This window comes from Carnobacterium funditum DSM 5970, assembly GCF_000744185.1.
In the GTDB taxonomy this organism is placed as follows: domain Bacteria; phylum Bacillota; class Bacilli; order Lactobacillales; family Carnobacteriaceae; genus Carnobacterium_A; species Carnobacterium_A funditum.
Map to the genome: position 1 here is coordinate 2,279,779 of NZ_JQLL01000001.1, position 12,834 is coordinate 2,292,612.

At 33.9% G+C, this 12,834-nt stretch carries 10 protein-coding genes and 2 pseudogenes; 8 read left to right on the forward strand and 4 right to left on the reverse strand.

The features are described 5' to 3' along the window. Positions 1-88: 88 nt before the first annotated feature. The 4 genes and pseudogenes from BR44_RS11400 (at position 89) to BR44_RS10645 (ending at position 4,559) form a co-directional block, all read left to right on the forward strand. Positions 89-1,152: pseudogene (locus BR44_RS11400) on the forward strand (DUF871 domain-containing protein). Between the two features lie 16 nt (positions 1,153-1,168). Next, positions 1,169-2,056, forward strand: coding sequence for an N-acetylmuramic acid 6-phosphate etherase (gene murQ / locus BR44_RS10635; protein ID WP_034552634.1), 888 nt, complete (start codon positions 1,169-1,171; stop codon positions 2,054-2,056). 34 nt (positions 2,057-2,090) lie between these two features. Beyond that, positions 2,091-3,571: pseudogene (locus tag BR44_RS10640) on the forward strand (PTS transporter subunit EIIC). Between the two features lie 118 nt (positions 3,572-3,689). Continuing rightward, complete coding sequence (locus BR44_RS10645) at positions 3,690-4,559, forward strand: MurR/RpiR family transcriptional regulator (RefSeq protein ID WP_034552636.1); 870 nt, start codon at positions 3,690-3,692, stop codon at positions 4,557-4,559. A 111-nt stretch (positions 4,560-4,670) separates the two neighbouring features. On the opposite strand, the gene BR44_RS10650 is transcribed toward BR44_RS10645, so the two are convergent. Beyond that, complete coding sequence (locus BR44_RS10650; protein ID WP_034552639.1) at positions 4,671-5,495, reverse strand: undecaprenyl-diphosphate phosphatase; 825 nt, start codon at positions 5,493-5,495, stop codon at positions 4,671-4,673. Between the two features lie 280 nt (positions 5,496-5,775). Between BR44_RS10650 and BR44_RS10655 the strand changes: the two genes are divergently transcribed. Continuing rightward, positions 5,776-6,285 (forward strand): PTS sugar transporter subunit IIA, encoded by a 510-nt coding sequence (locus BR44_RS10655; RefSeq protein WP_034552641.1) that lies wholly within the window; start codon positions 5,776-5,778, stop codon positions 6,283-6,285. Between the two features lie 101 nt (positions 6,286-6,386). On the opposite strand, the gene BR44_RS10660 is transcribed toward BR44_RS10655, so the two are convergent. Continuing rightward, the gene (locus BR44_RS10660; protein ID WP_034552643.1) at positions 6,387-7,421 is read right to left on the reverse strand and encodes a lactonase family protein; all 1,035 of its coding nucleotides are present in this window, start codon (positions 7,419-7,421) and stop codon (positions 6,387-6,389) included. A 146-nt stretch (positions 7,422-7,567) separates the two neighbouring features. Beyond that, a complete protein-coding gene (locus BR44_RS10665) occupies positions 7,568-9,682 on the reverse strand; it encodes a CDP-glycerol--glycerophosphate glycerophosphotransferase (protein ID WP_034552645.1) in 2,115 nt (704 codons plus the stop codon). 232 nt (positions 9,683-9,914) lie between these two features. Here BR44_RS10665 and BR44_RS10670 point away from each other — a divergent pair, with 232 nt between their 5' ends. Together BR44_RS10670 and BR44_RS10675 are read left to right on the forward strand one after the other, a co-directional pair. Further along, positions 9,915-10,283 carry a PTS glucitol/sorbitol transporter subunit IIA gene (locus tag BR44_RS10670; RefSeq protein ID WP_342668077.1) on the forward strand — a complete coding sequence of 123 codons (369 nt, stop codon included), beginning with the start codon at positions 9,915-9,917 and terminating at the stop codon, positions 10,281-10,283. A 39-nt stretch (positions 10,284-10,322) separates the two neighbouring features. After that, positions 10,323-11,540: an AI-2E family transporter gene (locus BR44_RS10675; protein ID WP_034552649.1), complete on the forward strand. Its 1,218-nt coding sequence runs from the start codon at positions 10,323-10,325 to the stop codon at positions 11,538-11,540. A gap of 63 nt (positions 11,541-11,603) precedes the next feature. Here BR44_RS10675 and BR44_RS10680 read toward each other — a convergent pair whose 3' ends face one another. Next, entirely contained in the window at positions 11,604-11,876 is a 273-nt protein-coding gene (locus BR44_RS10680) for an NADPH-dependent FMN reductase family protein (protein WP_051912697.1), read from the reverse strand. Positions 11,877-12,195: 319 nt separating this feature from the next. Between BR44_RS10680 and BR44_RS10685 the strand changes: the two genes are divergently transcribed. After that, positions 12,196-12,834, forward strand: a complete 639-nt coding sequence (locus BR44_RS10685; protein ID WP_245592972.1) for a TetR/AcrR family transcriptional regulator — start codon at positions 12,196-12,198, stop codon at positions 12,832-12,834.

Genomic DNA, 12,834 nt, shown 5'->3' on the forward strand with positions numbered 1-12,834 from the left:
TGTTTTAAATGAAAAAATAAATTGAAATTTTATTTTAAAGTGTTATGATGAACTTGTAAATAAAACGATTACATCGAGGTGGGGTTTTGTGCTAGGAACTTCAATTTTTCTTGGAGAGAATCTTAATGGAACGGTTAAAGAAAGTTTGCTTTCAATGAAAAAGCATGGGTTTACAGGTATTTTTTCATCTTTGCATATTCCAGAAGATGAAAGCGCACACTACTTTAAACGAATGAAAATCTTAGGAGAGTGGGCAACTGAATTAGAAATGGAAGTCATGATGGATATTTCTGGCTCTGCATTACCAAAAGTCGGTTTATCTTTTGATAAACCACAAGAAATCCTGGCAATAGGCATATCAGGACTTAGAATAGATTATGGTATCAGTAACGAAATAATTATTAACTTATCACACGTTATGAAAGTTTCTTTGAACGCTAGCACTCTTACAGAAAAAGATCTAACTGAATTAAAAGCAGGAGGGGCAAATTTTAACCATTTAGAAGCTTGGCATAATTATTATCCCAGACCGGAGACAGCTTTAGATAAAGAGAACTTTACAAAAAAAATCAATGGTTAAAGCAGGTTGGTTTTCGTGTTGTAGCTTTTGTTCCTGGCGATGACCTATTAAGAGGTCCTCTTTTTGAAGGACTGCCTTCTCTTGAAAAACATCGTTATAGTCATCCATTGGCTGCGGCTATTGAATTGTTGACTGATTGTTTAGTGGATGATATTTATATTGGTGATCCAGGTTTAAAAAAGAAAACACAAAAGCAGTTCGAATCCTATTTTGAAAAAGATAAGATGCTTTTATTCGCTGAACCAGAACAACAATCCGTTTATGCCCCTTCAGTAGCTGGCTTGCACCAGAATAGATGGGATGCAGCAAGAGACGTCATCCGTAGCGCCAACGCAAGATTTAAAAAGATTGATGAAATTATTCCAGAATCCCCCTTAAGTCGAAATAAAGGGAGTATCACGATTGACAACCAATACTATGGTCGTTACATGGGCGAAATTCAGATTTGCTTATCTGATTTGCCAACAGATAAAAAAGTGAATGTTGTCGCTCAAATAGTTCCAGAAGACCTTTCATTATTGAAATGGTGCAAAGGCGGACAGTCGTTTGAAATCACATTAACTAAACAGTAAAAGAGGAGTTTATCAAATGAATTTAGAAAAATTAGCTACAGAAACAAGAAATAAACAAACCATGCACTTAGATGAATTATCCGTATTAGAAATGATGCAACTTATGAATAAAGAAGATCAAACAGTGGCAGAAAAAGTCGCAGATGAAATCCCACAGATTACTAAAGTTGTAGAAGCAATTATAAAATCATTTAATCAAGAAGGACGTTTAATTTATATGGGTGCCGGTACAAGCGGTCGTTTGGGAGTATTAGATGCAGCTGAATGTGTGCCTACATTTAGTGTAGATCCCAGTATGGTGCAAGGATTAATTGCCGGTGGGATGAAAGCGATGACAGTTGCAGTAGAGGGAGCTGAGGATTCAAAAGAACTTGGTGAAGAAGATTTGAAAAAAATTGACTTATCTGAAAAAGATACCGTTATTGGGATTGCAGCGAGTGGTCGTACTCCTTATGTAATCGGCGGTTTAGAATACGCTAAAGAAATTGGAGCGATGACAGCTACTATATCATGTAATAAAGATGCTGAAATCAGCCAGTACGCACAACTTCCAATTGAGGTAGAAGTAGGTCCAGAAGTATTAACAGGATCAACAAGATTAAAATCAGGTACAGCTCAAAAATTAGTTTTAAATATGTTGTCTACAGGCGCAATGATTGGTGTCGGGAAAGTGTATCAAAACTTAATGGTTGATGTAAAGCCATCCAATAAAAAGTTAGAAGAACGTTCGAAACGAATTATTATGGAAGCAACAGCGTGTTCTTATGAAGAAGCAAGCAAAGCTTTCAAAAAAGCAGATCAGCAGGTGAAATTAGCTATCGTAATGATATTGACTGGTTTATCTAAAGAAGCGTCAGAAAAAAAATTAACAAAAGCAAAAGGATTTATCCGTAAAACAATTTAATGTAATGAAAGATAAAACTTAGGAGGGTTTAAAAATGGCTGAAAACAAAGAACAACGCTTAGCTAGAGAAATATACGCACAAGTAGGCGGGATGGGAAATGTAAATAAAGTTATTCATTGTATGACACGAGTTCGGATGGATATTAAAGATACTACGTTAGTTGATATGGTAGGTTTAAAGAAAATTGATGGAGTTTTGGGTATCGTTGAAGAAGAAACGCTTCAAGTAGTTTTAGGTCCCGGTATCGTAAACAAAGTAGCCAAAGAAATGGTGAAAATGGGAGGTGTAGGACTAGGAGAAATAATACCAGTTCAAGCTTCAACACAAAGCAACTCATCAAATGGTTCAGTAAACGGACGAGAAGAAGCTGAACGCAAGACAGCCATCACAAAAGCAGAACAAAAGAAAAAAATAACACGCCATTTAAACGTGCATTAAAATCAATTGCTAATATTTTCGTTCCATTAATTCCTGCATTTGTAGGAGCCGGTATTATTGGCGGAATCTCTTCAGTCTTACAAAACTTGTTAACCGCAGGGGAAATTTCTGCAGATTATTGGGTTACGATTGTTCTTGTATTAAATATCATTAAAAATGGATTATTTGCTTTCTTAAATATTTATGTTGGGATAAACGCAGCAAAAGTCTTTGGTGCTACTGAAGGGTTAGGTGGAGTTGTTGCAGGAATTGTTTACTTAACTGGAATGACACCTGAAATGCCTTTGCCAAACATATTCACCGGTGGAGATTTAATAGCTGGACAAGGTGGTATTATAGGTGTTGTTTTTGCAGTATACCTATTATCTCTAGTAGAGAAAGCATTGCGTAAAGTAATTCCTGACTCATTAGACGTCATTATAACCCCAACGGTATCACTGTTGGTTATTGGATTAAGTACAATTTTCTTTATTATGCCTCTAGCTGGTGTTATTTCAGCAAGTTTAGTTGGAACGATTACTTGGGTTTTGAACGTTGGAGGAGCATTTTCCGGTTTTGTTCTCGGTTTGACATTCTTGCCAATGGTCATGTTTGGCTTGCATCAAGTCTTGACACCCATTCATATTGAAATGATTGCTTCACAAGGTATGACACTACTGTTACCAATTTTAGCTATGGCAGGTGGCGGACAAGTCGGTGCAGCTTTAGCTCTTTGGGCAAAATGTCGTAAAAACAAACAATTAACAAATATGATTAAAGGTTCTTTACCAGTTGGAATATTAGGAATTGGAGAACCGCTAATTTACGCAGTTACATTGCCACTAGGACGTCCATTTATTACGGCTTGTATTGGTGGCGGTATTGGGGGAGCAGTTATCGGTGGTATTGGTGGCATCGGGGCTACTGCAATCGGACCTTCAGGAGTTGCATTGATTCCATTAATTTTTGGTAATTTATGGTGGGGTTATGTGTTAGGCTTATTAGCAGCTTACATCGGAGGATTTGTTGTTACTTATTTATTCGGTGTACCAAAAGAAGCTATGGAACCAACTGAACTACCATCAATTGAGAAATAATAAGATTGACCTAATTGAAATAGATGCTGTAGAATAAATAAGTTGAATGAATGAACAAAAGTCCTCTGAAGTTATTCATTTAGAGGACTTTTGTTCTTCTTAGGAAAGGAGTTTGTCTATGCAAAGCAATCTATTATTTTTAATTCAAGAACAACTGAATGATTTGCCCGAATCGGAAAAAAAAATAGCAAAAAAAATTCTAGAAGATCCGGCTGCGGTGATTCAAATGAATGCTACTAGTTTAGCAGCAAAAGCTGGTTCTAGTTCGGCAGCTGTTATTCGATTTTGTCATTCGATTGGCTTAGCAGGATTCACTCAATTAAAATTAAATTTATCAGCGGATTCTCAAAGTATCCAAGAAAAACTTTACAGTGAAATTCAGCAGGATGAAGATTTAGAGCAAATTAAAAAAAAATTTTTATTACAGACTCATCATGTATTTAAAGAAACAAACCAAAGTTTGTCATCTAAAGATGTATCAAAAGCATCCGATTGCTTTAATGAAAGTACGACAATTTATACCTATGGTTTGGGAGCCTCTCATTTGGTAGCAATGGATTTACAACAAAAATTCAGCCGACTTGGGAAATCAGTTATCTGTTCACAAGATCAGCATCTTCTAGCTACCTCCATGTCAGTAGCCAAAAAAAAAGCGGTGTTTTTTGCAGTATCTAATAGTGGAGAAAAACAGGAAGTGATAGCCTTAATGAAAATAGCGAAAAATCTTGGAATAAAAACTATTTCATTGACGAAAGAATCAGATAATTCGTTAAGTCAACTTGCAGATATTTCTCTGAAAACAGCCAATACACATGAAGCACCATTAAGAAGCGGAGCAACGGCTTCTTTATTGGTTCAAATGTATGCTATTGATTTATTGTTTTATGACTTTGCTACAAAAAATTATCAAAAAACGATAGAAAATTTGGAGAAATCAAAAGATGCCATTCGAAATTTAACTCAGTACCTTGAAAAAGAAAACAAGTAACAAAAAGAGAATTTGCCATAAAGTATTTAGACCCAAATTTCTTCACAAAAAAAAGCGTAAAGCAGCCAGAGACTATTTTATGCTTTTTCCATTTATTGACCTAGTATTTTATTAATTAAACAAAACAAAATAACCGATTACGATTATACCTAAGATAATGCGATACCAACCAAAAGCTTTGAAGTCATTATTTTTGATGTAGCCTAACAAGAACTTAATAGCGACTACTGAGACCATGAAAGCTACAATCATACCCGTTAGCAAAGTCGCAATCTCCATACCAGTAAAGTCAAAGCCAAATTTAACTAATTTTAAAGCGCTGGCTCCAAACATGACAGGAATAGATAAAAAGAATGAGTACTCTGCTGCAATATAACGAGAAGAGCCAAGTAAGATGGCACCTAAGATTGTTGCACCTGAGCGGGAGGTACCTGGAATCAATGAAAGAACTTGGAACATACCAATTAGAAAGGCTGTTTTATAAGTCAAATCACTAAAAGATTGAATGGATCCTTTATGATTTTTATTGCGGTTCTCAATAATGATAAATAAAATACCATAGACAATTAATGTAATAGCCACCGTAATGTAATTGTAAAGATGATCATTCAACCAATCATCAAACAGTAATCCTAAAACTGCAGCTGGCAGGACACCAACGATTACTTTGTACCAAATAGACATGGTTTCTTTTTTCTCAGCGTTTGTTTTTTTAGGAGAAAAAGGGTTTAGTTTATGGAAAAAAAGAAGAACAACGGCAAGTATTGCTCCAAGTTGAATCACAACAAAAAACATTTCTTTGAATGCGGCAGATGCGTCCAATTGAATGAATTCTTCAACTAAAATCATATGCCCGGTACTGCTGATTGGCAGCCATTCTGTAATACCTTCAACGACTCCAAGAAAAATTGCTTTTAATAATTCAATAAAAATCATGTTAAACCCCTTTTAATTTCATTTTAGTAACACGTAAAAATAAGTATACCTGATTTTAAGCAAACATCCAAATAAAAATTTAGCTGAATGACGTTTTCATTACTAATAAAAAAATAAATGGATTTAAATACGACTGTTTTAAAATAACGTTTATTGTATAAATTGAGACCGGTTTATCTTCAAAAAAAAAATGATGTATGGTATTATAGAGTAGAGTTCTAGTTTTTGCTAAACTAACTGAATGAAAAGATAACAAACAATTTAAGGGAGATGGACAGAAATGGGATTATTTGATTTTTTAAAGAAAAAAGATGAAACACCTGAAAATAATTCAATTAAACTATATGCACCAGCTAATGGGAAGTTAGTTTCAATTGATGAAGTTTCAGATCCAGTATTTTCTCAAAAAATGATGGGAGATGGCTTTGCGGTTATTCCAACTGACGGAAAAATTACTTCACCAGTAGCTGGAAAAGTATTAAGTGTCTTTCCAACACAGCATGCGGTGGGTATTTTACTTGAGAATGGAGTAGAAATTTTACTTCATATGGGTCTTGATACAGTGGAGTTGAATGGTGGACCTTTTGAAACAGCTGTTAAAGAAGGCGACGAAGTGAATGAAAATACAGTTGTTTCAACAGTTGATTTAGCAGCTCTTGAAGCAGCAGGAAAAGACAATGCTATTGTTGTTGTATTCACTAACATGGATAAAGTTGCTGACTTTAAATTAGACACAACAGGAACGATTTCTGCAAAAGCAGAAATCGGATCTATCTCAGCTAACGCATAAATAATTGTAAAAAAAGAACTTTCCTATTAAAGGAAAGTTCTTTTTTTGATGAGAACCATTTTTAAAACATGAAAAAAGTAAGTTAGAGTTCTTATTTAGTATTATCTGAAATGGACACAAACACATTCAGGAGCATATACGTCTTTTTGAAGTAGGGATAATTTTCCAGTATCTTGATTTCGTTCAAATAAGGTTAAATTATCCGAATCTTGGTGAGCTACAACGACAAACTTTCCAGTAGGATCAAGGTCAAAATCGCGAGGGATCTTTCCTTCAGAATGTACAATTTCTACTAGTTTCAATAATTGGTCTTTTGATGAAACCTTAAAAACAGCAATTGAATCGTGTCCTCGGTTTGACGCATAAACAAATTTTCCATCTTGCGAAATCCGAATAGCTGCACCGCCATTGAAGCTAATATGTTCAGTTGGAATCGTAGGAGTTGTTTGAACAGGAGTAAACACTCCTGTGTTCAGATCATAATGTAAGGTTATTATTTCACTGCTTAACTCTCCAAACAGATAAGCTGTTTTTTGGTTTGGATGAAAGACTAGATGTCGAGGGCCAGTACCAGGAGTAACATCTAAGCAATTTACTTCGGATAATTGCCCGTTATTATCGACAGAATAAGTATAAACAGCATCTGTACCAAGGTCACAGGCTATTACATAACGACCATCCGGTGAGAGATCAAAATAATGAGCATGTGGAATTTTTTGATTTTCATGGATACTAGAACCTGAATGCTTAACAGTATCTAGCAGAGTCAAATGCCCTTCTTTATCTGTTTTAAAAACAGACACTTCACCTTTATGGTAATTCGCCGTATAAACAAAAGAGCGGACTTTATCATAGCTTACATAACAAGGAGGAGCTCCTTCAGCAGAAACGATACCAGATTGAATGATTTCATTTGATTCATTTCTTTTAAAGGCAACAAGAGCACCATCGCCATTTTCTTTTGAAATAGAATACAACCTATCTTTATCGTCTGATAAAGTTAAGTATGTTGGATTGTCTGCTCTAACAAGAAATGAACTTTCTGTTAGTTTTTTCTTATCTGTATCTAATTGAATTTTATAGATACCTTTACTTTCTTTTTTAGTATAGGTGCCTAAATAAATAGTTTCGTTCATTGACAGTTCCCCCTACAAATTCGTATTCAAACCCAAATTTAGTATAGCATAGAAAAAAAAATAAAAAAATATTCAGAGTAGAAAGAAAAAATTCTTGGAAAGTTAAAAGTGCTGGGACAAAATGTCCCAGCACTTTTAACTTCATATTATTTTTTTTTTGATAATAGATCGCTAACGGCCTCATAAATTCGCTGACTTGAATCGACATCTTTGTATTCAAGTAAAGCATCAGCTTTTTGACGATTTTTACGACTCATTTTAAACTCGTTTTGACCGATTTGATTGAATAGATAAATCAAATCCTCCTCATTAGATGTGATTTCTCCAGGTAATTCATTGGAATACAGGTCATTAACCGATTGTGTGGCTTCATTATCTGGTCCTTGGACATCCGGTTGAAAAAAACAAACGGGTTTAGTTAAAAAACTAAAATCAAAAGCAAGCGGATCGTAATCTGTAATAAATACCTTGCTTTCTTTGAGTAACTGAAGAACATCTGCTTGCTCTTGTAAGATGACGTTGCAGCCTAATTCAACAAATTGATTGAAATAACGAATCATAGCATGTGGTAGAGCAAACGTGATAGTTAACTTATAGGTTGTAAGAAAGGTCTTGAAATCATCGTGTTCTATTACAGAAATGAATCGTTCAGCTGTTCGATCAATGGACTCAGTCTGGTAATGCAACCCTATTTCTTGATCGGCTGGGAAAAATAACAACTGATTATTAGGTTCAAGTTGAGCTTGGGTATCTAGTAGTCTATCGAAACGTGCTAGCCCAGACAAAATGACTTGTTGTTCTGGATAGCCAAGGGTATCAATTGCGTATCGTTTTTCATGTTTTGAACTGACTAAAAATAAGTCTGTTTTAAATAATTTGGTTGAAAAACCATAAGACTGCTTTGAAGGTTGTAAACCTAATACATTGTTTTGTAACAAAACTCGTTTTGCCCCAATGAGGTCAATCCATAAAGGATTACGAGTTGGATAGATATGATAAGGAGCTTGCGTTGTTAAAATAACTTTGGCCTTTAATAAAAATTGAATGTATTTTTTCGACTTGAATAATAAAATACGCTCACTATCAAACGAGATAGCTTTTTCATAATCTATAGAAGCTTTATCTAAAACATAAAAGACATTTATTTCAGGATGGTTTTTACGCAAATAGCAAAAAAAGAGCCAACCGTTATTACGAGCTTCTAATGGTTTTTCACCAATAATCCAACTATCTTGTTCAGAAACAAAAGGCTTGATGAGGCGAGAGAATGGTCGTATTTCTTTATAATACTCATAAACCTCTTTATCATACTTTGTTGCTGCTAAAGAAAGACCGTTGTATTGTTCAGTAAAATTCGGTGAGAAAAGATAAACAGATTTCCCGTAAGCAACATCTTGATCTTTAAATAATTTACGAGATTTCAAATCATGTGGACCGGCAACTCTCACAACAGTAGGTTCAAATAAACCATTTAAATAGACTTCAAAATAAAAATCGAAATCATCATCGCCATTATTACGAATAAATAATTCTTTAGCAAGTAAGTTCAAATCAACAGATATCGTGTAATGATAATGATAAAGATGGGTCCCATGTTCTAATTCTTCTAATTGATGATTTGAATGCAGGACGAGTTTATAATCTGATTTACGTCCAACCATAATGGTATCAATTCGATTAATAGCAATAGCAGTGGTGATTAATTTCCCATTAATCACTAAGGTATTGTTTTTTTGAGGCTCAATATGTTCGATTTGGCTTGAATGAATATAACGAATACTACGTACTGGAATATTTACTGTAAAACAAAATCCATTTGTTTTTCGACTAAAATAGGGATAGATATCATTTTCTTGGTCTTTAAATTGCGATAACCCAATAGAATCGAATTGATCGAATAAATCTAGTGAAAGTGCTTCGTCTTTTTTAATCCAATCAGAATCTTGCAAGTAATGTACGCTAAAATAAAATTCAAAATGAGCTTTTGGGTTTTCGTGAGTATGTTGACGAATAAAATCACGAATGCTTAGCGTAAAACTGTATGTAGATTCATTTTTTTTCTCAGCTAGAAAAGGATAACGTTCTCCTGTTTCTCGATGCAAAATATAAAATTCATCTAGCTTGGCCGATTGAGGTGTTGAGAGAGTTAATGTAGTTGTGATGGTATCTTCAATTTTTTGAATGGTAAAAGATGGATGCTTTACATTTTCTTGTGGTTGGTTAGTTTCTTCTTCAGTTTGAATGTCTTTGCTGGATGACATAAAATCGTACCTCCATTATCGCGTATTTTACGCTCTTTCATTTGCTTTATCATACCAGTCTGTTCATAAGTAGGCAAACGATTTTCGTTAAATGATAAGGACTTTTAAACAGAAGAGCTTAAAATCGATTTAGTCACAAAAGAACAAGTGCAAAATAAGGTTTTCTTTACCATTATAATGATGGATATGCTAAAATAAAAGAGCGGCAATAAAACGATGATTAGAGGAAGGAATGAAACAAATGTTAGTTGGAAAAGTAAAAGCTATTGGAGAACATGCTATTTCTAAGAAAGACCCTATCATTATATTATTCGGAGAACAAGCAACGGAGGATCTTCGTTCCGTTTCAATTATCCAATCCTTTAAAGAGGATCAAAGTAGAGTAGAGTTGAAACCAGGATATTCAGTTTTCTTTGATGATCAAGAATATACGATTTTAGAAGTTGGCAGCTTAGCGAATGAAAATTTAAATACCATAGGACACGTAACATTAGATTTTTCAGAAGTACCTAGTGAAGATAGATTAGCTAGTGGTGTTTACTTAAAGCCTTTTAAATTGCCAAAAATAGAAATCGGAACAATCATCCATTATGCAAAATAACTAGATTTTATTTTTTAGTCATTAAAGGGGGTGAGACGGATGAAACAAGAGGAATCAGTCACCGTAAAACATGCAACTACTTGGTTTTGGAAATGGATTTTAAACAATAAAGTTGTATCTATTTTACTTATATCATTGTTGATATTATTAAATGTATTGGCATTTTCAAAGATTTCTTACATTTTTAATCCGTTAAGAGATTTTATCAGTGTTGTAGGTTTGCCAATTTTAATGGCCGGGATAATTTATTATTTAGTAAATCCTCTTATAGAGTGGATGGAAACTAAAAAAGTCCCTCGTATGGCAGCCATTTTTCTTATCTTTATCATTATTATGGCTCTTATTGTATGGGGAGCAACGACACTGATTCCGATTATTAGAGAACAAACGATGAGTATAATAAAGAATTGGCCGACTTATTGGGATACCTTAGTATCTCAAGCTGGTAGTTTGTTGAGAAGTGACATTCTTTCTCAATTTCAACAACAAGTAAATGAAATCACTCAAACCGTTATGTCTTCTGTTTCAAAACAATCATCAAATTTGTTTAATACGACAGTTTCTGGAATAGGGAATGTAGTTGGAGCAGTCACCAACATTTTTGTGGCTTTAGTTACGATGCCGTTTATTCTGTTTTATCTCTTAAAAGATGGCGAAAATTTGCCTTATCATATTATGAAAGTTGTACCAACAAAATTGAGAATGCCTACCTATAAATTATTGGGAGAAATTAATAATAAAATTAGTCAATATGTACGTGGGCAACTCGTGGTGGCATTCTTTGTAGCGTTGATGTTCTGGCTTGGTTTTGCAATTGTTGGATTAGAATATGCGGTAACGCTAGGTGTTCTGGCAGGGTTCTTAAATTTAATCCCTTATTTGGGATCCTTTATAGCGATGGTTCCTGTTCTTATTATAGCGTTTGTTACTTCACCAGCCATGTTGATAAAAGTTCTAATCGTTTTTGGAATTGAACAAACGATTGAAGGAAGAGTTATCCAACCTCAAATTCTCGGGAGTAATTTAGATATTCATCCTATTACGATTATTATTGTTTTATTAACAGCTGGGAGATTATTTGGAATACCTGGCGTCATCTTAGGCATTCCTGGATATGCAGTTTTAAAAGTTATCATCGAGTATGTTTTTTCTTGGTATAAAAACGTTTCAGGGTTGTATGAAGGTAACTTTAATCCAGCGTATGAACCAAGCGTAGCAAATAAAAAGAAAGTAAAAAATAAGGAAAAAATGAAATAAGAAAAAGGAGTTGAGGCAGAGTGCTTCAATTCCTTTTTTTTATTTCACTTTTTCTTATTTCAATTAAAAAAATTTTTCTAAAGTAACAGCTTCTTTCATTGCATCAGCCATAATTTGAGAAGCAGATTCAGGAGCATAATCCATCTCTTCAGCAAATAGCTCATGAAAGTCAGATACTCTAATAAAGGTAAAGATTGTTTTGATGTAGATACTAGCAGGACCTTTCCTTGCATATGCTCCACCACTCAATTGGATAGGAAGAACTTTTTTATCAGTAACGAAACCAATTGGTTGACCTAATTCATCAAAAGGGCACCCTCTCCTAAAGATTTCCAAGCACTAAGCAAATGACAATCAATCTCAGGAACCGCCATCGAACGTCAAAATTTTCCTGTAAAGGGATGTGCTAGAACAACTAACAATTTAGTCATAGTTAAAATTCTACTTTCTTTAGGTTGTTTTGTTATGTAAAAAGCTCTAATTTGTAATATGTATGATTTATTTATTTTACTAATAATAAGTGTGTTTTTCAATATTATTTTTGCAGAAAAAATTCATACGAATTAAGGAGCAAAAATGCTTGATTTTATATTTTCCATCCCCTATAATGACAAAGTGTCACTATGACAACTTGTCACTTTTAGAGCTGGAAGGAATGAAAAAGATGCCGACTAAAACATTTTTTAACTTGTCAAAAGAAAAACAAAGTAGATTAATTGCAGCAGCAGCAGAAGAATTCTCTCGAGTTTCTTTAAACGAAGCATCTATTAATAATATTATAAAAAAAGCTGAAATTTCACGGGGCAGTTTTTATCAATATTTTGAAGATAAAGAAGATTTATACTATTATTATTTAGGCTTACTTAAAAGGGATACTCAAGTGATGCTATTAAACAGTTTTAAAAAAGCTGATGGCGATTTATTTGAAGGATTTAAAATTTTTTTCCCGAAAATTCTTGGTTTGATCATGCATAAAGAAAATAGTGCTTTTTTTAAGCATTTATTCTTGCACATGGATTATCGGACAGGTACGGAAGTAGCTCCTGATACGATTAAACACTGCGGATCAAAAAAAGAATCAAAAGATAGGTTGAGAGAATACATTAATATGGAAAAATTAAATTTAGTAGAACCAGAAGATTTTCCTATCTTGATTAAATTTATGATGTCGACATTATTTGGTACAGTAGGTGAGGGATTTAAGGAAAAAAAATCACAAAAAGAAATTATTTCAAGATTTAATAAAAAACTGAAATGGATTGAATATGGTGTCAAAAAAGACCCATCCAAATAG

Excerpts from the sequence above, each read along its gene's own strand:
- murQ (WP_034552634.1), top strand. The coding sequence starts at position 1,169 with ATGAATTTAGAAAAATTAGCTACAGAAACAAGAAATAAACAAACCATG.
- BR44_RS10645 (WP_034552636.1), top strand. The coding sequence starts at position 3,690 with ATGCAAAGCAATCTATTATTTTTAATTCAAGAACAACTGAATGATTTG.
- BR44_RS10650 (WP_034552639.1), bottom strand. The coding sequence starts at position 5,495 with ATGATTTTTATTGAATTATTAAAAGCAATTTTTCTTGGAGTCGTTGAA.
- BR44_RS10655 (WP_034552641.1), top strand. The coding sequence starts at position 5,776 with ATGGGATTATTTGATTTTTTAAAGAAAAAAGATGAAACACCTGAAAAT.
- BR44_RS10660 (WP_034552643.1), bottom strand. The coding sequence starts at position 7,421 with ATGAACGAAACTATTTATTTAGGCACCTATACTAAAAAAGAAAGTAAA.
- BR44_RS10665 (WP_034552645.1), bottom strand. The coding sequence starts at position 9,682 with ATGTCATCCAGCAAAGACATTCAAACTGAAGAAGAAACTAACCAACCA.
- BR44_RS10670 (WP_342668077.1), top strand. The coding sequence starts at position 9,915 with ATGAAACAAATGTTAGTTGGAAAAGTAAAAGCTATTGGAGAACATGCT.
- BR44_RS10675 (WP_034552649.1), top strand. The coding sequence starts at position 10,323 with ATGAAACAAGAGGAATCAGTCACCGTAAAACATGCAACTACTTGGTTT.
- BR44_RS10685 (WP_245592972.1), top strand. The coding sequence starts at position 12,196 with ATGAAAAAGATGCCGACTAAAACATTTTTTAACTTGTCAAAAGAAAAA.